This is a genomic window from Amphritea sp. HPY, from assembly GCF_050870985.1.
In the GTDB taxonomy this organism is placed as follows: domain Bacteria; phylum Pseudomonadota; class Gammaproteobacteria; order Pseudomonadales; family Balneatricaceae; genus Amphritea.
Genome location: NZ_CP194015.1, coordinates 41,889 through 63,853 on the forward strand (window position 1 = coordinate 41,889; position 21,965 = coordinate 63,853).

Annotated in this window: 20 protein-coding genes and 1 tRNA gene; 9 read left to right on the forward strand and 12 right to left on the reverse strand. The window is 49.4% G+C overall.

Going from position 1 to position 21,965, the window contains the following annotated elements:
* Positions 1-716: 716 nt before the first annotated feature.
* The 6 genes from ACQUQM_RS00170 to ACQUQM_RS00195 all read left to right on the forward strand — a co-directional run bounded on the left by ACQUQM_RS00170 (position 717) and on the right by ACQUQM_RS00195 (position 6,832).
* Positions 717-1,502 carry an enoyl-CoA hydratase/isomerase family protein gene (locus ACQUQM_RS00170; RefSeq protein ID WP_432472443.1) on the forward strand — a complete coding sequence of 262 codons (786 nt, stop codon included), beginning with the start codon at positions 717-719 and terminating at the stop codon, positions 1,500-1,502.
* Position 1,503: 1 nt separating this feature from the next.
* Positions 1,504-3,645 carry an acetate--CoA ligase family protein gene (locus ACQUQM_RS00175; RefSeq protein WP_432472444.1) on the forward strand — a complete coding sequence of 714 codons (2,142 nt, stop codon included), beginning with the start codon at positions 1,504-1,506 and terminating at the stop codon, positions 3,643-3,645.
* Positions 3,645-4,448, forward strand: a complete 804-nt coding sequence (locus ACQUQM_RS00180) for an enoyl-CoA hydratase-related protein (RefSeq protein WP_432472445.1) — start codon at positions 3,645-3,647, stop codon at positions 4,446-4,448. The genes ACQUQM_RS00175 and ACQUQM_RS00180 overlap by 1 nt, the downstream gene beginning before the upstream one ends.
* 110 nt (positions 4,449-4,558) lie before the next feature.
* Positions 4,559-5,410: a 3-hydroxybutyryl-CoA dehydrogenase gene (locus tag ACQUQM_RS00185; protein ID WP_432472446.1), complete on the forward strand. Its 852-nt coding sequence runs from the start codon at positions 4,559-4,561 to the stop codon at positions 5,408-5,410.
* 9 nt (positions 5,411-5,419) lie between these two features.
* A complete protein-coding gene (locus ACQUQM_RS00190; protein WP_432472447.1) occupies positions 5,420-6,199 on the forward strand; it encodes an enoyl-CoA hydratase-related protein in 780 nt (259 codons plus the stop codon).
* A 435-nt stretch (positions 6,200-6,634) separates the two neighbouring features.
* Positions 6,635-6,832 carry a hypothetical protein gene (locus tag ACQUQM_RS00195; RefSeq protein ID WP_432472448.1) on the forward strand — a complete coding sequence of 66 codons (198 nt, stop codon included), beginning with the start codon at positions 6,635-6,637 and terminating at the stop codon, positions 6,830-6,832.
* A 100-nt stretch (positions 6,833-6,932) separates the two neighbouring features.
* Here ACQUQM_RS00195 and cysK read toward each other — a convergent pair whose 3' ends face one another.
* On the reverse strand, positions 6,933-7,901 hold the full coding sequence (cysK, locus tag ACQUQM_RS00200) for a cysteine synthase A (RefSeq protein WP_432472449.1): 969 nt from the start codon (positions 7,899-7,901) through the stop codon (positions 6,933-6,935).
* Positions 7,902-8,162: 261 nt separating this feature from the next.
* On the opposite strand from cysK, the gene ACQUQM_RS00205 reads away from it, so the two are divergent.
* Positions 8,163-8,630 (forward strand): tetratricopeptide repeat protein, encoded by a 468-nt coding sequence (locus ACQUQM_RS00205; protein WP_432472450.1) that lies wholly within the window; start codon positions 8,163-8,165, stop codon positions 8,628-8,630.
* A gap of 53 nt (positions 8,631-8,683) precedes the next feature.
* On the opposite strand, the gene ACQUQM_RS00210 is transcribed toward ACQUQM_RS00205, so the two are convergent.
* The 4 genes from ACQUQM_RS00210 to kdsA all read right to left on the reverse strand — a co-directional run bounded on the left by ACQUQM_RS00210 (position 8,684) and on the right by kdsA (position 13,817).
* On the reverse strand, positions 8,684-9,322 hold the full coding sequence (locus ACQUQM_RS00210) for a tRNA-uridine aminocarboxypropyltransferase (protein ID WP_432472451.1): 639 nt from the start codon (positions 9,320-9,322) through the stop codon (positions 8,684-8,686).
* Complete coding sequence (locus ACQUQM_RS00215) at positions 9,319-10,725, reverse strand: DUF4139 domain-containing protein (protein WP_432472452.1); 1,407 nt, start codon at positions 10,723-10,725, stop codon at positions 9,319-9,321. The genes ACQUQM_RS00210 and ACQUQM_RS00215 overlap by 4 nt, the downstream gene beginning before the upstream one ends.
* Before the next feature lie 3 nt (positions 10,726-10,728).
* Complete coding sequence (locus ACQUQM_RS00220; RefSeq protein ID WP_432472453.1) at positions 10,729-12,711, reverse strand: SUMF1/EgtB/PvdO family nonheme iron enzyme; 1,983 nt, start codon at positions 12,709-12,711, stop codon at positions 10,729-10,731.
* Between the two features lie 260 nt (positions 12,712-12,971).
* Positions 12,972-13,817 carry a 3-deoxy-8-phosphooctulonate synthase gene (kdsA, locus tag ACQUQM_RS00225; RefSeq protein WP_432472454.1) on the reverse strand — a complete coding sequence of 282 codons (846 nt, stop codon included), beginning with the start codon at positions 13,815-13,817 and terminating at the stop codon, positions 12,972-12,974.
* An 83-nt stretch (positions 13,818-13,900) separates the two neighbouring features.
* Between kdsA and ACQUQM_RS00230 the strand changes: the two genes are divergently transcribed.
* Positions 13,901-14,416 carry a HugZ family protein gene (locus ACQUQM_RS00230; protein WP_432472455.1) on the forward strand — a complete coding sequence of 172 codons (516 nt, stop codon included), beginning with the start codon at positions 13,901-13,903 and terminating at the stop codon, positions 14,414-14,416.
* Positions 14,417-14,561: 145 nt separating this feature from the next.
* Here the strand turns inward: ACQUQM_RS00230 and ACQUQM_RS00235 are convergent, their stop codons facing one another.
* From ACQUQM_RS00235 to ACQUQM_RS00265, 7 genes are all read right to left on the reverse strand, one after another.
* A complete protein-coding gene (locus ACQUQM_RS00235) occupies positions 14,562-14,768 on the reverse strand; it encodes a DUF2788 domain-containing protein (protein ID WP_432472456.1) in 207 nt (68 codons plus the stop codon).
* A 396-nt stretch (positions 14,769-15,164) separates the two neighbouring features.
* Entirely contained in the window at positions 15,165-16,193 is a 1,029-nt protein-coding gene (locus tag ACQUQM_RS00240) for a GTP-binding protein (protein ID WP_432472457.1), read from the reverse strand.
* A 181-nt stretch (positions 16,194-16,374) separates the two neighbouring features.
* On the reverse strand, positions 16,375-16,881 hold the full coding sequence (locus tag ACQUQM_RS00245) for a disulfide bond formation protein B (protein ID WP_432472458.1): 507 nt from the start codon (positions 16,879-16,881) through the stop codon (positions 16,375-16,377).
* Positions 16,882-16,987: 106 nt separating this feature from the next.
* On the reverse strand, positions 16,988-17,629 hold the full coding sequence (locus tag ACQUQM_RS00250) for an SGNH/GDSL hydrolase family protein (RefSeq protein WP_432472459.1): 642 nt from the start codon (positions 17,627-17,629) through the stop codon (positions 16,988-16,990).
* 23 nt (positions 17,630-17,652) lie between these two features.
* On the reverse strand, positions 17,653-18,312 hold the full coding sequence (locus ACQUQM_RS00255) for a putative 2OG-Fe(II) oxygenase (RefSeq protein WP_432472460.1): 660 nt from the start codon (positions 18,310-18,312) through the stop codon (positions 17,653-17,655).
* Positions 18,313-18,353: 41 nt separating this feature from the next.
* Positions 18,354-18,593, reverse strand: a complete 240-nt coding sequence (locus tag ACQUQM_RS00260) for a TIGR02647 family protein (protein WP_432472461.1) — start codon at positions 18,591-18,593, stop codon at positions 18,354-18,356.
* 480 nt (positions 18,594-19,073) lie between these two features.
* A tRNA-Tyr gene (locus ACQUQM_RS00265) sits at positions 19,074-19,157 on the reverse strand.
* Between the two features lie 440 nt (positions 19,158-19,597).
* Between ACQUQM_RS00265 and nrdA the strand changes: the two genes are divergently transcribed.
* Positions 19,598-21,865, forward strand: coding sequence for a class 1a ribonucleoside-diphosphate reductase subunit alpha (gene nrdA / locus ACQUQM_RS00270; RefSeq protein WP_432472462.1), 2,268 nt, complete (start codon positions 19,598-19,600; stop codon positions 21,863-21,865).
* Positions 21,866-21,965 lie beyond the last annotated feature (100 nt).

The window sequence follows — 21,965 nt, forward strand, 5'->3', positions numbered from 1 at the left end:
TGCCCTCTTGGCTCTGTCATTCCACTATGACCCGCAGCAAGCGACGATTCAATTTCGCCCTCTTGATCAAGCTGAAGCTAGTTTATGCTCTTTATGCGTCGACTGACGCATACCCTAAGCGGTTAAACATCCGCTGAAAGCGATAAAATCCGATGTTTTTACGGTTGTCATGAGCTGTTCAAGATAGAAGTTGAAAACAACCTGCGGAATGTCCCGTTTCAACACCAGAGATCAAATAGCTAATTAAGCCAGTAGAAGCTCCCCCTGCTTCATACTGCTTCAGCTTTTATCATGGAGCGAAATTGCCGCCCTGTTTGCCCGCCCCGTATAGTTTCACTATCACGCAAATAACAATAACGCTGCGGGTAAAAATCAATATGAACAGTTCTCAGTTAACGAACCTGTCACAGTGTCCCTCTGATACTTGCCGGACAAACTGCGTATCTGCCAGCAAGCAGATGGCCTGGCTGATCACACCAAACCTGTTTGCGACCCTACAAGCAGGTCATATTTCCGTAATTCTGTTTTCAACCTATCAACTGATGCCTCCACTTCTTCTACGTCCTGGTCACTGGCAGCGCCGTGGTAATTCCGATTAGTCCTAACCGGCTCTGACCCCCGGGCGATTGCCCACAACTTACTTTTTAAATATTTGGATACCGCATCAGCGCCATCCGAGGGGAACGTTTGTTGCCCGAAAAACTGAGGTTAAACCTATGAGCTTTGAAACTCTTATCTACAACAAAAAACAGAATTACGCGGAGATCCGCTTTAACCGTCCACATCGGCTTAATGCGGTAATTGAGCAGTTCTATAACGAACTGCTGGATGCCCTGGCACAGGCTGAAGCAGATAACGATGTTCGCGCTATTTTACTGACCGGTGAAGGCCGCGCTTTCTGTGTAGGCGCCGATATGAAAGAGCATGGTGCGGGTGAACGTACCCAGTACCAGCGTCGTCAATACCTGCAGCTGGGTAATGATGTCTGTGAAGCGATCTTCCGTTCAACCAAGCCTGTTGTTGCCACAATTAATGGCTATGCCCTGGGAGCGGGTGCCGAGATGGCCTGTTCTTGTGATTTCGTAATAATGGCCGAAAGCGCAAAAATTGGTTTTCCAGAAGTTAGTATTGGCACCTGTGTCGGTGGTGGTGTGACTCAGTTCCTGCCGCGTCTGGTGGGTCTGGCAAAAGCCCGCGAGCTTATTTTCCTGGGTACTAAGATCGATGGTACTGAAGCCCTTGCTATCGGCCTGGCTACCCGTTCAGTCGCTGATGAGTGTTTACAGAATGAAGCAGAGGCATTTATTGCCGAACTTGCCACTAAAGCGCCTATCTCAATGCAACTGGTTAAGAAACTGCTGAATAACGCTTCCTATGCTGATCTGGATGCCCAGCTGCAGCACGAACTGGATGGCGTATTTACGTGCACCACCACCAAAGACTGGCAGGAAGGTGTTGATGCTTTCGCCGAAAAACGTTCGCCAGAGTTTAAGGGGCACTAAGATGAAAAGTTCATTACATGATTTTTTAGCGCCAGACTCAATTGCTATCGTCGGTGCGTCTGCTGATCCAACGAAACGTGGTTATAAGGCGATGATCGGCCTGCTGAATGATGGTTATCAGGGCACTATCTATCCGATCAATCCGAAAGCCGATGAGATTCTGGGAGCTAAGGCTTACTCTTCAGTGACAGCGTTACCTGTAGCGGCGGACATGGCGCTGATCTGTACGCCGGCGAAAACGATCCCGGCTTTGTTGCAGCAGTGCGGAGAGAATGGCATTAAAGGCGCCATAATTTTAGCTAGTGGCTTTGGTGAGGTTGATGAAGCCGGCGCGCAACTTGAACAGCAGGTACTTGATGCTGCGCAGCAAGCTGGTGTACGCATTGTTGGTCCAAATACCTCGGGTATTTTCAATCTGCATAAAAAAGTTAACCTGCTGGCTTTGGATAATGTAAACCCCGGCGATATTGGCATCATTTCCCAGTCAGGCAATATGTTGTTGTCGCTGGCTCTTGAAGCACAGCATAACGGACATATCGGATTCAGTACCTATGCAGGACCGGGTAACCAGACCGATGTCGATTTTGCTGATTACCTCCAGTATTTGGGAGAAGAAGAAAATACTAAGGTGGCTACATTTTATGTAGAAGGTTTTAAAGACGGACGTGCCTTTTTGGATGTCGCGCAAGAAACGTCGAAAGAAAAGCCGGTTGTTGTATATAAATCAGGTAGTACCGAAGCGGGTCAGAAAGCCGCAAGTTCCCACACCGGAGCCCTTGCTGGTAGCTACCAGATGACTGTCGATCTGCTGCGTCAGGTTGGTGTCAATGTGGTCGAGCATTCTGACGAGATTCTGCCGGTAGCTGAAGGCTTAGGCTTGCTACAAAAAGCCTCGGGTAAGCGGGTTGCAGTGCTTGCCGACGGTGGCGGTCAGGCAACTATCGCTTCAGATCGGCTTTCAGAAGCAGGACTTGAGCTGGCAGAGCTGAGCGAGGGCACCCACAGTGCTCTGCGCGATATCCTATTCCCGCAGGCATCTTTGGTGAACCCCATTGATGTCGCGGGTAGTACCGATGCGAATCCAGGTCTGTTATCTGATTGTATGGAAATTCTGGCCGCCGATAACAACGTTGATATGGTTTTTTTAGTCGGTATGTTCGGCGGCTACGGTATCCGTTTCGCCGAAGAGCTGAAGCAAGAAGAGCTGGATTGCGCTGATGCAATTATCGAACTGTCTAAGCGTACCAGCAAGCCTTTAATTATTGATAGTTTATACGCACATATTAAGCCGGAACCGTTGCAGCGACTGCGTGAGGCGGGTTTGCCGGTCTATGCTTCTATTGAACATGCGGTAAAAATTATGGCCGCGCTGGGCGAACGGGGCGCTTACATTCAGAGTAGTCAGCAGGCTGAGAATAACGCGCCATTGGTTATCAATGAACGTTGTTCGGCCAGTTTTAGCAAAGCCCGCGCTGAAGGACGTGATCTGTTTGAGTTTGAAGCTAAATCTTTGCTGCGTAGCTACGGCGTGGACGTTCCCCTGGAACTGATTGTACGTGATGAAAGTGAATTGAGTGGCGTTATAAATGAGTTCGGTGACACCCCCCTTGCGATGAAAGTCGTGTCCAAAGATATTCTGCATAAATCCGATGCCGGTGGCGTTAAATTAAATGTCACGGGTGAGGCGGCACTTAAAGTTGCTCGCGATGACATTCTGGCCTCCTGTATACAGTATAAGGAAGATGCTGATATTGAAGGTGTTCTGGTGACCCCGATGGCCCGCAAAGGCACAGAAGTGATTATCGGTATGAGCCAGGATCCAATTTTTGGCCCGGTACTGATGTTTGGTCTGGGGGGCATCTTTGTAGAAATTCTCAAGGATGTAGCGTTCCGGGCGATCCCGTTGAGCCGTCATGATGCACGTTTGATGATTGATCAGATTAAGGCCCGTAAAATTCTTGAGGGCGCCCGTGGTGAAGCTGCGGTTGATAAAGAAGCATTGGTTGAATTGCTGATGAAGGTATCAGAGATAGTTGATGCTCATCCCGAGATTGCCGAGCTCGACCTTAATCCCGTCATAGCTTACGACGATGGCTACGCGGTGGTTGATGCCCGGGTTATAGTCGATCAGGAGGAGAAGTAATGACTACTCTGCCACAGCTTGAAGATGCCACATTATTGGTAGAAGACCGTATTGCGTTGTTGACGTTGAATCGCCATGACCTGCGTAACGCTTTAACGGGTTCAAACCTTATCGACGACATTGTCACAACAACCGAGTGGGTGAACCGGGCTGCCGATGTCTCAGTGCTGGTGATAACCGGCGCTGGTTCGGCATTCAGTGCGGGCGGAAATATCCGAGATATGGCTGAGCGTGGCGGTGATTTTGCCGGCGATGTCGCTGAATGTGAAGAACGCTATCGGCGGGGTATTCAGCGCATTCCTCTGGCACTGGAACAGGTTGAAGTGCCAATTATTGCCGCGGTGAATGGTCCGGCTATCGGCGCCGGCTTCGATCTGGCTAATATGGCTGATATCCGTATTGCTTCCGAGAAAGCCAGGTTTGGCGAAACCTTCCTTAACCTGGGCATCATCCCCGGTGACGGTGGGGCCTGGCTGATGCAGCGACTAATCGGCTATCAGCGAGCCTTTGAACTTACCCTGACCGGCCGCATTATCGATGCCAATGAAGCGAAGGAACTGGGTATCGTACTTGATGTAACACCGCCTGATAAGCTTCTTCCAGCAGCCATGAAGTTGGCTAAGCGTGTTGCCATTCAGCCGCCAAAGGCGACCCGTCTGACTAAACGTCTGATGAAAATGGCGCAGCGGATGGAGCTGAAAGACTTCCTCGATCTATGCGCTTGTTTCCAGGGTATGTGTCATAACGAACCGGAGCATCTCGATGCGGTTAACCGGATGCTGGAAACAATGAGTAAACGATAGAGCGTTCCAACCGTGGCGAGTTACCTTTGCAAATCTCCAGCGCCATGGTTTTTTGGTGCATAGCGTTACCGCGCTATGCACCTTTTTTATCCCTTGATTAGGAAAGTACAATGAATATAGAACAGGTCGGAGTAGTCGGGGCGGGTCAGATGGGCTCTGGTATAGCTCAGGTGTGTGCCGCGGCCGGTTTACAGGTCATTCTGTTTGACTTGAACCTGCAAGCTCTGGAGCGGGGTGTTGCGGCAATCAGCGCCAGCCTGCAGCGGTTGGTCAGTAAGGATAAATTGAGTCAGGCTGAGTTAGATGAAACTTTAGCTAAGGTTAGTCTTTCTACTGATTTGTCCGACCTTGGTCAGGCGGACATTGTGATCGAAGCGGCCAGCGAAAATGAGCAGATTAAGCAGAGTATCTTTCGTCAACTTGATGAAGTATGTAAGCCTGTTGCGATCCTGGCAACCAATACCTCCTCTATCTCAATTACCCGACTGGCTGCGGTAACCAACCGTCCGGGACAGGTCATCGGTATGCATTTTATGAATCCGGTACCGATGATGAAGTTAGTTGAAGTGATACGTGCTTTGCAAACTGATGATGAGGTATTCCGTGCGGTCAGCACATTAGCAGAAAGGGCAGGAAAAACGCCGGTCGACATAAAAGATGCGCCGGGGTTTGTCGCTAACCGGATTCTGCTGCCGATGATCAATGAAGGGATCTTCTGCCTGCATGAAGGGCTTGCCTCTTCAGAAGAGATCGATACTGTGATGAAGCTAGGCATGAGTCATCCGATGGGGCCGCTGGCTCTGGCTGACCTGATAGGACTAGATACCTGTCTGAGTATCATGGAAGTGTTGTACGACAGCTTTAAAGATCCGAAATATCGTCCTTGTCCGCTGTTGGTGCAGATGGTGGATGCGGGTTATCTGGGGCGCAAGTCTGGCCGTGGTTTCTATCATTACGAGTGAGAGGTAGTGATGAGTTTTAAAAACATTCAGCTTGAACCGCGGGAAGCAGGCATTTTCTGCCTGACAATTAACCGCCCGAAGGTACTGAACGCTCTGAATAATGAAGTTCTTGAGGAAATTGGCCTGGCTCTTGATCTGTTGGGCGCAAGCAATGACGCCCGAGTACTGTTAATTACCGGGGCCGGTGACAAAGCTTTTGTGGCCGGTGCTGATATTGAGCATATGAGTCGCCTTTCACCGCTGGAAGGAAAGGCCTTTGCTGAATATGGCATGACTATTTTCCGTCGTCTGGAAAACTTGAACATTCCAGCGATAGCATTGGTCAACGGCTTTGCTCTGGGCGGAGGCTGTGAGCTGGCGATGAGCTGCGATTTTATTCTGGCAGCGGATAAAGCCAAATTTGGCCAGCCGGAAGTCAACTTAGGCATTACACCGGGCTTCGGTGGCAGTCAGCGACTGGCCCGGTTGATTGGTCGGCCAATGGCACTGGAATTACTATTCAGTGGTCGCATGATGGCTGCTGAAGAAGCCCTGCAGCGGGGATTAGTTAATCATGTTTACTCGCAACAGGAACTGATGGAACAGGGGTTTAAGCTGGCGGCTAAGATCGCTACTAAAAGCGGTACCGCTCAGCAGCTGAGTAAACAACTGGTACAGCGGGGTCAGGATCTTGATCTGGATAATGCCTGCATCATGGAAAGCGATCTGTTTGGCTTGAGTTTCTCAACTGATGACCGCCGAGAGGGAATGTCTGCCTTCCTGGAAAAAAGAACACCGTCGTTCGCCTAGTTTTATCGAAGGTTACCCCGCTATATGTGAGGGTAGCCTTATCTCGAATAAATTTAGGTAGTCATTAACTTGTGATGTCTTTTATAAACTGGCGAATATTTTATTTCCGTAATTGGCTGTGAATTCAGTGGATCGCGGGTATCGGAGTTAGCGCCGCTAGCACTGGACGAAGCTTGGGTAGGTCCAGCCCAAGAAGTGGGCGTACGTGGCTAGCTTGGTCTCTTACAGTGGGAGAGTTTTGTTGGGACATAAACCTTTCTAAGCCTGACCCGCTTCGAATTCAACGGCCTGACCATCATTATTCATATGTTTCAGGATAGTCAGACAGGGTTTAACAATTTGTTAAAACAGCCAGATAAGCTAGGCTTTACTGATAAGGATTATTTATTCGGCATAGATGCAGGAGCGAAAAAAAGTAAAAAGTGGAGTCAGGCTATGCGAACAGCTGAAATTAAGCGAACTATTGCTGTACTAGGTGTTGATGGCGAAAACTTTGAAGTGGATGGCCATTTTAATGGCGAAGAGCGCAAAGCGCGTTGGTACACCGTGAAAAAGCTGAGTGATGGTCGAACTTTTGTCGATCACCTGGCGACTTTCCCTAGTCATGAAGAGATCCGTAAGATGCTTTCCTGAGCGCTTCGCTGCTAAGCTCTTCACAGTCATTTATCAGGCATATTTTACAGACAAAAAAACCGGGCATGCCCGGTTTTTTTAGATTTGTAAATCAGTGTTGTTACTGAACCATCTCGTTATCGCTGAACATGCCGTCGAACAGGATAGTGGATAGATAGCGCTCACCGGAATCCGGCAGAATAACGACGATCATTTTGTCCTTGTTTTCGGGCTGGTCGGCCAGACGAACTGCGGCAGCAACTGCTGCACCACTGGAGATCCCAGCCAGTACGCCTTCTTTCTGCATCAGCTGGCGAGCCATATCGATCGCCTCTTCATTACTGACCTGCTCGACCTGATCAACCAGGCTCATATCCAGATTCTTTGGTACGAAACCTGCCCCGATACCCTGGATCTTATGTGGCGACGGTTTAACTTCTTCACCGTTCAGTGTCTGAGTAATTACCGGTGAATCGGTCGGTTCAACTGCCACCGAAGTGATCGCCTTGCCCTGAGTGTTTTTGATATAGCGGGAGATACCGGAAATCGTACCGCCGGTGCCGACCCCTGAAACCAGCATGTCGATCTGACCTTCGCTGTCTTTCCAGACCTCAGGTCCGGTAGTCTTTTCATGAATTGCCGGGTTAGCCGGGTTTTCAAATTGTTGCAGCATCAGGTACTGCTTCGGATTGCTGGCTACCATTTCGGCGGCTTTAGTAATAGCGCCGTTCATGCCTTTAGCCGGATCGGTGAGGATGATATCAGCGCCCAGTGCCTTTATCAGCTTACGACGTTCCAGGCTCATTGAGGATGGCATCGTCAGCGCCAGTTTGTAACCCCGGGATGCAGCCACAAATGCCAGCGCGATTCCAGTATTGCCGGAGGTTGGTTCAACCAGTGTCATGCCTGGTTGCAGGCTACCGTCTTGTTCCGCCGCCCAGATCATGTTGGCACCGATACGGCACTTTACGGAACCGGCCGGGTTGCGGCTCTCAATCTTGGCGTAGATTTTTGCGCCGGGCGCTATTTTGCTGAGGTGTACAAGGGGCGTGTTGCCGATGGACTGGGAGTTATCTTCGAACGTCTTCATGAGGCTACCTTTGCCGAATTCTTATTACGTGTAGTGACAGATATGTAGCTCAGGAAACTACTAAGCATATTCCTGAAGGCTATAAAAAACTACTTACTATTCAAAATGCAAGAGTACCGATTTAAGCTTATTGGGGTTGTTATGGCAAGCGTCAAAGGCTTTTGCTGGCAGTCAGATGGTTATAATACACGCTGGCCGCTTTTATAATATTAGTGTTCTCTGATATATTGTCGTCTTTACCTCATTCCGGCGTTCAATTGTATGCGACTACTTATGAAGATACTGGCCCCTGTTGTTGGTTGGCTGGCATTCCGGATGTTTCGTTCCCCTGTGTTTAAACGATCAGAAGTTAAGCACCGTATGGTGATGAAATGGTTTCGCTTTGCTGCAGACAATGGCAGTACCCGTGCGCTTTCGGTATATGGTCATCTGCTGCACTTTCGGGGGGAAGGGGCAGATAATCGAATACAGGGAGCGATCTACCTGGAGCGGGCTGCGCAGCAAGGAGATCAGAAGGCTGCCTATCAAATGGCAAAGCTCTATGAAGCCGGCTATCAGAATTTTCCCCAGAGTGATGCTAAAGCGCTGAAGTATTATCAACAGGCGGCAAAATCGGCTCATCTGCTGGCGTTGAAGCGTTTGCTTGAAATCTACCGGGAGGGAGGTCTGGGTCAGGCCGCTTCACCTGAACAGGCCGCCTATTGGCAGGCGATAGCCGACCATAAATAATCAGGGGGCTTGCTCGCACCCTCCTGAGTTTTACGATCCTGGGCTTTATGACCTTAGGCTTTACGGTCTTTATAGCGTAGATACTGGTCTAAAAACTGATCCAGGATCAGCGACAGGCTCTGGGCTGTATCTTGCTGTTCGTTGCCAGCTTGTTTGTTGAACGATTGCTGGCTGGCGAGTAGCTCTATGGCGATCTCAGCAGTGCACAGGTGGCTGGCGTCCGGATTGCGCCTCAGGCTATAGCGGGAGAGGTTCTGCGGCGTAAGTGATAGTAGTGGCAGCGGATCAAGATAGGGACTCTTACGCACGATTTTTCGCGCCTCTTTCCAGGTGCCATCCAGAATCAGAAACAGCGGTCGCTTATTACCTTTACTGACAGTTGAGACCGCTCTGTGACTGAGCTCCGGACGATCTGCCGGAAAGATCAGATAAGGATCAAAGTCAGGGTTTTGCAACAGGGCGATCAGTTCAGGGTCAGGTTGATTGCGTTGCCAGGTAAATAGTCGGGTTTGCGGTAACAGAGCCTTGATCAGGTGGCCGGTATTCGTTTCCCGCTGCCACTCCTTTTCATGTAGCAGTAAGCAGAATAAAGCCTCGCTGGTCGTAGGGGTGATCTGAAAGCAGATGCAGTGGGATTTGGGCAGGCCACAGCGGGGGCAATGTTCCCCGCTACTTATAGTTTGAGTATTCAAGGCTTATTCAGTTTTACCCGGAAGCTGAGTTTAATTTCACCTTTAGCGGGCACCTCAATGTTCCAGCGCGCCCGACTGGCGTTGACCCTATCAAACGGATGGTTGCTGTCCTGAATGTCCCACTTCTGGCTGAAATCACTGTTAACGATGATAGTTGCAGCCTGGGATTTGCTATTACTCAGGATCAGCTCCTGGGCAATGATATGGCTATCGTAGTTTTTGTTAAATCCGGTCTGGCGCCGCTTGATGTTGAGGTCGAAGGCTTTGCCCAGGGCCATACTGATTTCCTGGCCTGCCGCGCTATGATTGATTCTGGCGCTGCCGATGAAGTGTTTAATGCCCTCTGCGTCCGGACTGAATACCCGGGCATTACCCGCCGGTAAAGGGAAGCCCAGAGAATTTTGTTGCTGGTTGAGAAATTTCAGTTTGATAGCGGGTCTGTTTTCGTGTTTGTTCCGGTCTGGTCGTGGATAGACTGAAAAGTTGTAGTGATATTCTTTGTCAGCCTTCACCTTATCGGCGGCGATCAGGCTGACCTGTTTGGTCTGGCCGTTGAGCAGGCTGGTGGTGCGGGGCAGGCTATATAACTGATAATCCTGAAACTCCCGGGGCTGGCCGCTCTGCGCAGAATCGGCCATCGCCATCATGACTTCCCGCTGTTTTCGCATCGGCGCAGCAGTAACCTGATTGACCTGGCCGGCCATCAACATGATTTTACTGTCGTTGTAATCGACGCCGGTTCGGTTATTCAGGGTGGCCAGACCGTCTAGTGCCAGCTTGTTGCCCTCTGCATTCAGGGTGATAGCGTAATCCATCTGCCAGTTAAGACCCCGGCTGAGATAGGTAAGCACTGCATCAGATGCTGTACTGGTGCCCTGGCTCCGAACCTCAAGGCTGGGGCGGGATTGCATTCCTTGTGGGATCGAAGGGAACACAAAGCGCCAGTCGCGACTATTGAGCGGGATCGTTTCGATCAGTCCTGCGCTCTGAATAACCGCATCTGCCCCGGCTACGCTGAGCAGGGTGATATCGTACAGTGATTCTTGTCCGGTCGCCGGATTGATACGGGCCAGTTGCAGTGTTTTTCCGGTATAGGCCTGTAACAAGGCGTGGGCGCTGATCAGGTTAGTGTTAAGATTCTGCTCGATTATCTGACCGGCCTGTTCGATACGCAGGGTTTCGCTCATCATCTGGTGGCTGACATCTTTAATGTATAAGGTCTGGCCTGGATTGATCCTTGGTATCGAACGCTCATCACGGATCAGTCCAAGGTCCTGATTATACAGAGTCAGGGTGACCGATTTCTGTTTGTCGGCATCGATTGTCAGCGGCGCTGCATGTGGCCCGCCGGCAAGACTTAGGGTCAGTAGCGCGGAGCATAATGTCAGTAATGGGTGTTTCATCAACTATTCCTCAGTTGTCTTATCGGGCAGGTCCAGTGCTATCCGAAATCCCCAGCTGTTCTTTTTCGCATCCGATGAATGGCGATAACGGCTTGATGAACGAACCAACCGGCCAATATCAAACCAGGATCCGCCACGCATCACCCGGAATTGGCAGTCACCCTCGATCATAGCAGAACCATCGGCTGGAGCGCCGAAGTAGGATGACTGATAGCAGTCTTCAACCCACTCGTCGACATTACCGTTCATATCATGAATGCTCCATGAATTTGCCGGAAATGATGCCACTGGTGCGGTTTTTTTACCGTCCCATTCGGTGCCGCACTCATCACATACTGCGCGTTCCTGTTCCAGGCTGTCACCCCACCAGTAGTTGGTCTTAGTGCCTGCCCTTGCTATATATTCCCATTCGGCCTCGGTGGGCAGGCGGTAAGGTTGGCCGGTCAGCAGTGCCAGCCATTGGGTATAGGCTTTAGCCTCTTTCCAGCTGACGTTGATGACAGGGCGATTGCCACGGCCCCAGCCATTATCTTTCGGCAGGGGGCGTCCCATCGAAGTGGCATAATAATCATAGTCTTTGAAGGTGACTTCATTGCGGGCGATAGCGAAACGATGATTGATAGTCACTTCATGGCTGGGCAACTCATTGTCATCGCCGATCAGTTGTTGATCTCCCATAGTAAATACGCCACGGGGTACTATCACCATTTGCGGCCCTTTGAAGCCATCTTCCAGTTGATCGGTAAAAACGGTGAGTTTGTCGGGATCATCGTATTTGATTGCCAGCAGAGAATCTTTCAGCTCACTGACTTCTCCGATCCGTTCATCAAGGGCTTGCTGCAGTTGTGCTGTTTCAAGGCTGCGCTCTTCACGCTCAAGTACCAGAGTCTGTTGCAGCTCGGCAATATCAAGCTGTACCTGTTCCAGCTGTTCACGGGTCTGGGTCAGTGCCTGCTGAACATCATTGGTATTGTTGAGGCCGATAAAAAAGGCGATCGTGAAGCCCAGCAGAAAACCAAAGCTGAAAATCAGCAAGGTAATGACCCAGCGGGGGATGTTAAATACGCCAACCTTCTTTTTTTCAGAAAGATCGTCCAGGGCTGCGTCTTGTTCTGTTGCGGCATCTGCAGTATCGCTCGCCGCGGCATTAATCTGTTTCAGCAGGTCAGCTGCCTTGGCCGGTCGTTCCTCTGGATCGGTGGCAAAGGCCTGTTCCATCAGTTGCCACTGTTGCGAATTCATATCCGCAGGTCGCTTCAATTCTTTACGCACTCTGCTTGCTTCATCTTCACCTGTTTTGAAAGGTGCCTTGCCGGTATACAACTGATAGATAATGCAGGCGAAGGAGTAAATATCGGCCCGGGTTGATAGTTGATCCGGGTGAAATGCTTCGGGAGCCTGATAGGCAATCAGTTCAGCCGTTTGTTGTTGAATGCTGCCTGCTATTTTAAGGCCGTCGTCGAGGCCGAATCCGGTTAACTTTACCCCGCCCTGCTTGTTGATAAAAATCACTTCAGGGGTGATCGCCTTGTGGGGGCTGGCTATGCTGGTATGGGCCGAATCGATGGCAAGTGCCAGCTGCAGCAGTAAGCCCTGCTTTTGCTTAGCCGATAACTTCTTATGCATCCCGTTATTGAATAACTGGGCCAGGGTCAGTCCGTCCAGTATCTCGGTGGCATAAAACAGCATGACATTCTTATGCTTGAAAATACCGTAAAATTCAGCCAGATGTGGGTGCTTAATTTTTTTACTCAGGCTGACATGTTTTTGGATCGTGTCGATGAAGCCTTTATGCTTCAGCAGAGTTGGATCAAATATTTGCAGGGTAACCGGAACCAGAGTGCTGGTGGACTGATCTTCCGCATTCCATAGTTGTCCAAGGGCGGTATCTTTCAGCTGACTGGTGAGCTTGAACTGATGGTGGTCAGGACCAATGATCTGTCCCGCTTGTAAGCCTTTGTACAGAGGTTCCTTTGAATTTCCCATGGCGTTCAGTCCCGATTTCAATCCGCTGATATGCCAACAGATAATAGAGCAAGGCTGCCTGATAGTTAAGAGAGTTGCCTGTCAAAACGACAGGTTTGAGCATTGCTTATCAAACGCTTAGATCTAAATAGGAGGTTCCGACTAAGAAGGTCTGACTAAGAGATGGTAAGTGGATGGTTATATAGGAAGGGGACAGTCTGCCAGACTCAATAAAAAAGCCCTGCGATGCAGGGCCTGGTGTTGATTTGCTGATCTTAGTCTTAGTCGGTGATCAGTGGCTCAAAGCTCTTAACCAGTTCGTCTACCGCTTTCATCTGTGCCAGGTAGGGCTCCAGTTTATCAAGCGGTAATGCACATGGCCCATCGCACATGGCTTCAGCGGGATTAGGGTGAGCTTCGAGGAACAGACCGGCAATACCTTGCGCTAAGCCCGCCCGGGATAACTGGGCGACAAGTGCGCGGCGCCCACCGGCTGAATCGCTGCGCCCGCCTGGCATCTGCAGGGCATGGGTAGCATCGAACATCACCGGGTAACCCATATCTTTCATGATCGAGAAGCCCAGCATATCAACCACCAGGTTGTTGTAGCCAAAGCTGCTGCCCCGCTCGCACAAGATAAGGTTGCTGTTACCGGCCTGTTCGCACTTGTTAAGGATGTGCTTCATTTCCTGAGGGGCGAGAAATTGGGCCTTCTTGATATTGATAACGGCACCGGTTTTCGCCATCGCTTCTACCAGGTCGGTCTGGCGGGAGAGGAATGCCGGCAGTTGAATAATATCGCAGACCTCGGCGACCGGGGCTGCCTGGTAAGGTTCATGGAGATCGGTGATCAGCGGTACGTTGAATGTATCTTTGATCTCCTGCAGGATTTTCAGACCCTCGTCCAGGCCTGGCCCGCGAAAGGAGGTGAGGGATGAACGGTTAGCCTTGTCGAAAGAGGCCTTAAACACATAGGGAATATCCAGGCGGCTGGTAACATCGACGTAGTGTTCGGCGATGCGCATCGCCATATCCCTTGATTCCAGTACGTTCATTCCGCCGAAAAGTACCATCGGCAGGTCATTGGCGATGTTGATATCGCCAGCCTTGACAACTTTCTGCTGCATTTAACTGATATCCTGTAAGTTCATTCAATGGCACTTATTATACGTTATCGACGAGCAATAGGGATAATCGGCAGGAGAACTTTATGACAGAATCTGTACCAGCTGCTGATGCAGTGTCAGGGCTGTATCGGTCATTGCTTGAAAATACCAGGTCACTGCAGTTAAGCAGTCTGAAAGGCGATCAGCCAGAGGCTAGTTATGCGCCTTTTATCCGAGAGGGTCGGGACTTATATATCTTTGTCAGTGAGTTGGCTTGCCATACCTCAAACCTGATATCTCATGCAAAGGCCGGGGTGATGTTGATAGAAGATGAGGGGCAAGCGAAAAACCTGTTTGCCCGTAAGCGGATCACCTTTAATTGCCAGGTCGAACAGGTACCAACGGATAGCGCTGAATACCCATTGTTGCTGGATCAGATGGAGCTGCGGCTGGGGAATACTGTATCACTGTTACGTAGCTTGCCTGATTTCAAGTTGTTACGTTTAGTTCCGGTTGAGGGGCGCTTTATTACGGGGTTTGGTAAGGCTTACGATATTGATCCACTGACCGATCAGCTGTTGCATATTGATGCTCAGCGTATTGCCGGAGACAAGGCCTAGCAGGGGGAGGGTAACCGGGATAGAGTGCGACTGATTTGGTTAATAGCCGTTCCGGGACGTCGCACTCTGTATAGTTGTTTTATACGGGTTTAGATTGATAGCAGTGACAGTATTTTTATAAAACGACAGTCACTATTCTGTATAGCTACACGCCGCCTTCTATAAAGTGCACAGCGACGCTTTTTACCAGAAATGCCGCCAGACCAAGGCCGAGAGCAAAGAACAGTACGGCGGTACCGAACTTTCCGGCATTAGATTTTTTAGCCAGATCGTAAATAATGAAGAAGATATAGCCTGCAAATACTGCGATGCAGACGGTCATTGCGATACTTTCCATTTCTGCCAGACGCATTGTGCTTAGCTCCAGTGAGTTGATCATATAGGCGTAAAATTGGCTAAGGATTGTACAGGTATGAGCGGCCGGGAAAAAGTGGCGGAGGGGGCTAAATTCTCCGCTTTAGTAACAAAAAGCTATATCAGTCTGTTGATCGAGTTATAAGTCGAGATTAACTGAAGCTATAAAAACCTACTCAAGGGCCTGTCAGGTTGCCGTAGCTGATTGCCACTGCAAAAGTTTTCGACTCAGTTTGCGGTAGCTGATTGCCACTGCAAAATGTTTTCGACTCAGGTTGCCGTAGCTGATTGCCACTGCAAAAGTTTTCGACTCAGGTTGCCGTAGCTGAGTGCCATTGCAGAATGTTTTCGACTCAGGTTGCCGTAGCTGATTGCCACTGCAAAAGTTTTCGACTCAGGTTGCCGTAGCTGAGTGCCATTGCAGAATGTTTTCGACTTGTTGGCGTAGATTCAGACCGCTGAGTTGTTCGCTGCTGAATACTGCGAGTGCATTTTGATCGGCGATAAACAACGACAGGTTATCGCCCTCATCTGAATTAAGTGTCAGGCTCTGCAGGTTACTCAATGAATCAGACCTGGCCAGTAGGGGGGTGATTACAGTGGTGAATCGGATCAGTTGGTCTAGTTGCCGGGAGCACAGTTTCATGGTGGTGAGCTGCCCCTGGCTGTCTATCAATGTGGTGCCGGTAACGCCTTGAAGGCCCTGAATCTTACTGACTACAGAAGGTGATAACCGGATCGGATCGGGGCAATGTTGCAATACCTGGTCGAGAGAAAACTCTTCATCTGAGACAGGTATCAAAGTTGTTGGAGTTACCTGGGGAGCTGCGGTCTTCGGATGTGGTGGGGCAATAAACGCTTTATTATTGAAGATTTCGTTGATAGGGCTGTAAGTAGGGGGGATAAGAGCTTCGTTGATTAGAAAAAGAATATCGTCAGGGTTGCGGGCATCAACAAAATACAGTGGCGCTTTGATGTCCAGCTCGGTTAACCAGCCCTGGTAGTCACTCTGATCAGGGTAGGGGCTGATGTCGGAGCGGGTTACGGCGATGATCAACGGCTTGTTTTGAACCAACTTATTGAATTCCCGGATATAGAATTCCAGATCCTGTCGGGGATAGTTGCGGCTATTATCTAACAGCAGGATCTGACCGCTACAGTCTGCAGCCAGTTCAGTGCTGATCAATTCCCACATAAACTGAAACCGTTGCTGGCCCGGTGTGCCGTATAAGTGGATCTGTTGACTAGTGTCTGTTTTCAGACGGCCATAATCCATCGCAACGGTGGTGGCTTGCTTGAGTGAGTTTGTGGTATCAGACGGACTCACGTCGGTATCAATACAATCGATTTCACTAACACTGCGGATCGCTGTGCTTTTACCAGCACCTACCGGGCCAAAGAAAATTATCTTATGGTCGATCATCTCTTATGCTTCCTTTCCTGGAACAATGTTACGTTAAGTTGATTGTCCTGGGAGATTCCTGCGTAACCTGAATTAAATCAGCGTCAGAAAACAGAACTATCTGAGCCGGGTCCTTTCGGCTTAGTGGAAAACTTAGGTTGCACTTTAGGGAAGTGATGATGAATCATAACTGAACCTGGGTTTATTTACGGCTGATCACGGCGATCGTAACCAGAACGGTTATAACAAGGGCGCCTGCGGCCATTACCAGAAGGCCTTCAGCCATAGTGATGCCAAATAATAGTTCCGGGGTCCAACCACACAGCTCCCAAGCTTCAAATACGGCAGGGAACCACTGGTCCAGCGCGAACCATGCCGGGAGGCCAGTGGACATCGAACAACTGCCTTCAACCAAATTACGTTCAACGGCAAAAGTCATCCAGGATCGTTCCAGCAGGCCCGCTGCCGCAATCACACTCAGTATATGGGCTGATATCAGAAGTGTTCGGTTATGCCGTAGTAACAGGGCCAGAATAGCCAGCAGTATAAAAGCCATGACCCAGATCCGGATATGGATACAGAGCACGCAAGGGCCGTAATCGAGGCCGTATTGATAAAAAAGAGCAACAGATTCCATCGCCAGTCCGACAACTATGATTGCGAGCCAGTACCTGCTGCTGCGGCCGATGGTTGCTAATGAACTGAGCATGAAAAGATTCCTTGAAAGTGGCACTGAATAGTAAATGTTAAGGCATCAGATTGGTCAGGTGAAGAAAGGTTCCCAAATAAAGCAGAATTGAATTAAATCTTCAGTATCAATCGGTTATTAATTGAGCGATTAATGGGCTTAGCGCTTTACCTAGCGCCATGTGTTGATCCTGATCGAGATGGATACCGTCGACTTTACTGGCGCTGGTGGCCATAGCTGCATCATAGAAATGGCAGTCCTGCTGACTTGCGATTTGTTCTAAGGCTTCTTTAAACCCCTGCCATTTTTCTGCTGCACCACGGAACTTAGCTGCGATTGCGCCTTTAGGTTGAATGATCGGCGGGGGGCAGACAATCAGTATATCCGGTATTGGCATACCGGGTTCGATCGGTGCCTGGCGGATCGCACTGACCAGTGTTGCTACGCCTTGCGCTGTTTCCGCTGCAGTGAAGTTATGCGGACTCTGGAAATCATTATTGCCGAGTAAAATAACGACCAGTGACAGCGGTGAGTTTATTTCGATCCGCTGTTGTAACCCTTGCAGGCCGTTGCGTCCCGGTTTAAATGGATCATCCAGAACCGTGCGCCGCCCATTAAGGCAATCCTCAATGATCCTAACGCTGTGCTGTTCTGCGTGAAGTTGTTGCTCGAGGACTCCCGGCCAGCGCTGCTCAAAACTGAAGCGCTGTCGGGTATTCGGAATGATGCCCCAGGTGAGTGAATCGCTATAGACAAGAATCTGTTTCATAGTGAAGCTCCGGGGCGAGGTATTCAGATAAAGTTTACCTGGCTGTTAAATGCAATAATGACCCGATCCTGTTTGCCGAAGTAGGGCATAGCAGCATGCTTAAGATAGGACGGGAAGATGACAATCTGGCCTTCAACCGCAGAAAAATCCCAGGTGCCGGTGCCATTAAGATAGGCGGTGCCAGCATCGAGGTACTGATCTGCACCGTGGCGTGGATCATAAAACCGATTGATTCCGTTACGGTCTTCTAAGGCGCACTCTCCTGCATCTATATAGTAGATACCACACCAGGAGCAGTTTGGGTGGGAGTGGGTGTCATGGTAGCCGCCATGCTCAGTAACATGGAACCAGGACTCGACGATACTGGCCTGGGCTTCAGCTCCTTCAGGCCAGAACTCCTGATTAACTGAACTGGCGACCATGGTGATCATATCTTCAATAAACAGGCGCAGCTCTTGTATCGCTGGGTCGGGCTGGTCCAGCAGATCCAGGTTGCTTTCATATAACGCCCGCTTTGCTGTGGGTGCAACTTCACTCTCAATAGCCTGGCTTTGCTGGCTTTTTATATGATAGATAAGATCCAGAAGAGGCTGTTTCTGTTGCGTGTGTTGCGGATTGTTTACCGTGAACATCTGGGTTTGCCAGACGCTGATATCCTCGATCAGGATCTCATCTTCATACATCGCTCAGGTTTACCTTATTACTGATTTAAAATGTGACAGGTTTAACTTTTTGCCGAGAGAATATTAAGCAGGGCATGGGCCTGGTCAGCAGCTTCGTGACCGAGTGGGGTCAGGTAGCCTCCATCCATCTGGGTTGTCAGGCCTTTGTTAAACAGGCTCTGTACTGCGGTTACCATGTCCGGTGAAGCATCCTGATGTACCTTTATACCCTGATGATCACTGCTTTGGCTGAAACGCACCAGCAGGTTGATCTCGTTCTGAATGTCGTCGTTATAAGGCATAGTGTATCTCCGAATCGGATAAATAATATCGGCTTTAAAGAAGCTGATAACACCATCGCATAGAGCTATGAAAAGATACAGGGGTAAAAGCAAAAAATACTTTGGAAGTGATACGGCGCAATTGAAGGCGCAAAGGGGCAGACCGTCGAACAAGTTCGACTAGCCAGATCGCTGAACAAGTTCAGCTAGCTAGATGTCGCTCCGCGACTTGTTAGTGGCTAGAAAAAGCCTTCTTACGAAAGTTCAGTGTATGGAGGTCGTAACCCACTTCGTAAGTGATAGCTTTTACATCTTCTTACAGCGTAAAAATCTAGTTTTCATGTATCTGAAGGTATAAAGAAGGCTTTAGGTTTTTCTAGCCACTAGCAGGAAGGTTTACCTTCCGATCTAGCAAGTTGCGTAGCGACGATCTAGCCACTGCTTTTCTGCAGGCACAAAAAAGCCCCGCTATAAAGCGAGGCTCTTTCGTATCGTATTCGATGGTGGTGGGGGGTGGATTCGAACCACCGAAGCTCGCGCGTCAGATTTACAGTCTGATCCCTTTGGCCACTCGGGAACCCCACCACAAGGAGCGCGTATATTATTGATTTATCCTGGGGCTGTAAAGCGTTTTTAATTAAGTTTTTACCCACTTTGCAGAATTAGAATGGTTATTGATTTTATCTATCATAAGTCAGTTTTTAGTAAAAAATTTTCAAAATACTGGCCTGTATTGCAGAGTCCCGGAATACGGGCTCTTGCCCTGATAAACGAGCCGATTACACCCATAAAAATACAAAATCAAGTATTGTATTTATCTACATTCTCACTATATTTAGTGGCTGTTGTTTTGGTGTGCACAAGATGTAGTGCTGGCGGCTAAATAAATACCACAGTATGACCCGCTCACCCCATAGCCATGAAATACCGGGGGGTTAATTGAGTAACCAGACACCGGATACAAGGCAATAAAGCCCGCAGAGGCTTTTAGTCGATAAAGAATTCTACAAATTTGGGAAAGTGCAATGCAGGAACTATTGGTAACGAAACGGAATGGAGTTCAGGAAAAACTGGACCTGGAAAAGATTCACCGGGTAGTTATCTGGGCCGCCGAAGGTTTACAAAATGTTTCTGTATCCCAGGTAGAGCTGAAAGCCCATATTCAGTTTTACGAAGGTATTAAAACTGCTGATATTCATGAAACACTGATTAAATCAGCAGCGGATCTGATCTCTGAAGATGCACCCGATTATCAATATCTGGCAGCACGTCTGGCTATCTTCCATCTGCGTAAGCGCGCTTTCGATAGCTTCGAACCACCACATCTGCTGACCCATGTAGGAAAAATGGTCGATGCCGGTCGTTACGATAAGCATCTTCTGGAAGATTACACCGAAGCAGAATTCAACGAACTGAACGATTACCTGGATCACAGCCGGGATATGAATTTCAGCTACGTAGCGGTAAAACAGCTGGAAGGTAAGTACCTGGTACAGAACCGGGTTAGCGGTGAGATCTTCGAGAGCCCGCAAATTCTGTATATGCTGGTATCAGCCTGCCTGTTTGCTAACTATCCGCAAGAGACGCGTCTGCAATATGTTAAGCGTTTCTACGATGCCTGTTCCCTGTTTAAACTGTCACTGCCGACGCCAATTATGGCGGGTGTGCGTACACCGACCCGTCAGTTCAGCTCCTGTGTCCTGATTGAGGCTGATGACTCTCTTGATTCAATCAATGCAACCTCCAGCGCTATTGTGAAGTATGTTAGTCAGCGTGCCGGCATAGGTATCAACGCTGGCCGTATTCGTGCGCTGGGTAGTCCTATTCGCGGTGGTGAAGCATTCCATACCGGGTGTATTCCTTTCTATAAACATTTCCAGACGGCGGTTAAGTCCTGCTCACAGGGCGGCGTTCGCGGAGGTGCTGCGACACTGTTTTACCCTCTGTGGCATCTGGAAGTCGAATCCCTGTTGGTATTGAAGAATAACCGGGGTGTTGAAGAAAACCGGGTTCGTCACCTGGATTACGGTGTTCAGCTGAATAAGCTGATGTACACCCGTCTCATTAAAGGCGGAAATATTACCCTGTTCAGCCCGGATGAAGTTCCTGGATTGTATGATGCATTCTTTGCTGATCAGGACGAATTCGAACGTCTTTATGTGAAGTACGAGCAGGATGACAGCATCCGTAAGAAAACTATCAAGGCGGTTGAGCTGTTTGGTGTTATGGCGTCCGAGCGTGCATCCACCGGGCGTATCTATATCCAGAACGTTGACCACTGTAATACCCACAGTCCGTTTGATCCGGCGGTTGCACCTGTTAAGCAGTCCAACCTCTGTCTTGAGATCGCGCTACCGACTAAGCCGCTGAAAGATATTAACGATCCTAATGGTGAAATTGCGCTCTGTACGCTGTCGGCATTTAACCTCGGGGCTCTGGAAAATCTGGACGAACTGGAAAACCTGTCGGATCTGATTGTTCGTGCCCTGGATAGCCTGCTGGATTATCAGGATTACCCGATTGAAGCGGCGCGTACCGCTTCTATGAACCGTCGTACTCTGGGTGTGGGCGTGACTAACTTCGCTTACTACCTGGCTAAGAATGGTGTTAAGTATTCAGACGGTTCAGCTAATGGTCTGGTACATAAAACGTTTGAAGCGGTGCAGTATTACCTGCTTAAAGCGTCTAATGAGCTGTCGAAAGAGCTGGGTCCATGCAAGCTGTTTGAAGAGACAAATTACGCTAAGGGTCTGTTGCCAACCGATACCTATAAGCGTGAAGTGGATGAGTTCTGTGAAGAACCTCTGCACTATTTCTGGGAAACCCTGCGTGAAGATATCCGCGAGTTTGGTTTGCGTAACAGCACCCTGACTGCGTTGATGCCATGTGAAACCTCTTCCCAGATCACTAACTCGACTAACGGTATTGAGCCACCACGGGGTTATGTCAGTGTTAAGGCGAGCAAGGACGGTGTAATGAAGCAGGTGGTGCCTGACTTCACCACCCTGAAGGACGAGTATGAGTTGCTGTGGGATATCCCGACTAACGAAGGTTATCTGCAGTTGGTGGGGATCATGCAGAAGTTTGTCGATCAGTCTATCTCGGCTAATACCAACTATGATCCTGCCGCATTCCCTGGCGACAAAGTGCCGATGAAGGTGTTACTGAAAGATCTTCTGACCGCCTATAAATACGGCGTTAAGACCCTTTATTACCATAACACCCGCGATGGTGCGACCGATCAGCATGATGATCTGACCGGTGGTTGTGAAGGCGGTGCCTGCAAACTGTAAATAGCCTTTTAGCTATTTATAAAGGATTAACGGTCTGCAGCCGTAATGCTGCAGACTATCAGTTTTGTGATATCGGGCGCTGTACGGCGCAATTAACTAA

Excerpts from the sequence above, each read along its gene's own strand:
- ACQUQM_RS00185 (WP_432472446.1), top strand. The coding sequence starts at position 4,559 with ATGAATATAGAACAGGTCGGAGTAGTCGGGGCGGGTCAGATGGGCTCT.
- ACQUQM_RS00215 (WP_432472452.1), bottom strand. The coding sequence starts at position 10,725 with ATGAAACACCCATTACTGACATTATGCTCCGCGCTACTGACCCTAAGT.
- ACQUQM_RS00205 (WP_432472450.1), top strand. The coding sequence starts at position 8,163 with ATGCGACTACTTATGAAGATACTGGCCCCTGTTGTTGGTTGGCTGGCA.
- ACQUQM_RS00230 (WP_432472455.1), top strand. The coding sequence starts at position 13,901 with ATGACAGAATCTGTACCAGCTGCTGATGCAGTGTCAGGGCTGTATCGG.
- ACQUQM_RS00255 (WP_432472460.1), bottom strand. The coding sequence starts at position 18,312 with ATGTATGAAGATGAGATCCTGATCGAGGATATCAGCGTCTGGCAAACC.
- ACQUQM_RS00190 (WP_432472447.1), top strand. The coding sequence starts at position 5,420 with ATGAGTTTTAAAAACATTCAGCTTGAACCGCGGGAAGCAGGCATTTTC.
- ACQUQM_RS00180 (WP_432472445.1), top strand. The coding sequence starts at position 3,645 with ATGACTACTCTGCCACAGCTTGAAGATGCCACATTATTGGTAGAAGAC.
- ACQUQM_RS00240 (WP_432472457.1), bottom strand. The coding sequence starts at position 16,193 with ATGATCGACCATAAGATAATTTTCTTTGGCCCGGTAGGTGCTGGTAAA.
- ACQUQM_RS00245 (WP_432472458.1), bottom strand. The coding sequence starts at position 16,881 with ATGCTCAGTTCATTAGCAACCATCGGCCGCAGCAGCAGGTACTGGCTC.
- ACQUQM_RS00175 (WP_432472444.1), top strand. The coding sequence starts at position 1,504 with ATGAAAAGTTCATTACATGATTTTTTAGCGCCAGACTCAATTGCTATC.
- ACQUQM_RS00220 (WP_432472453.1), bottom strand. The coding sequence starts at position 12,711 with ATGGGAAATTCAAAGGAACCTCTGTACAAAGGCTTACAAGCGGGACAG.
- nrdA (WP_432472462.1), top strand. The coding sequence starts at position 19,598 with ATGCAGGAACTATTGGTAACGAAACGGAATGGAGTTCAGGAAAAACTG.
- ACQUQM_RS00170 (WP_432472443.1), top strand. The coding sequence starts at position 717 with ATGAGCTTTGAAACTCTTATCTACAACAAAAAACAGAATTACGCGGAG.
- ACQUQM_RS00260 (WP_432472461.1), bottom strand. The coding sequence starts at position 18,593 with ATGCCTTATAACGACGACATTCAGAACGAGATCAACCTGCTGGTGCGT.
- kdsA (WP_432472454.1), bottom strand. The coding sequence starts at position 13,817 with ATGCAGCAGAAAGTTGTCAAGGCTGGCGATATCAACATCGCCAATGAC.
- ACQUQM_RS00250 (WP_432472459.1), bottom strand. The coding sequence starts at position 17,629 with ATGAAACAGATTCTTGTCTATAGCGATTCACTCACCTGGGGCATCATT.
- ACQUQM_RS00235 (WP_432472456.1), bottom strand. The coding sequence starts at position 14,768 with ATGCGTCTGGCAGAAATGGAAAGTATCGCAATGACCGTCTGCATCGCA.
- cysK (WP_432472449.1), bottom strand. The coding sequence starts at position 7,901 with ATGAAGACGTTCGAAGATAACTCCCAGTCCATCGGCAACACGCCCCTT.
- ACQUQM_RS00195 (WP_432472448.1), top strand. The coding sequence starts at position 6,635 with ATGCGAACAGCTGAAATTAAGCGAACTATTGCTGTACTAGGTGTTGAT.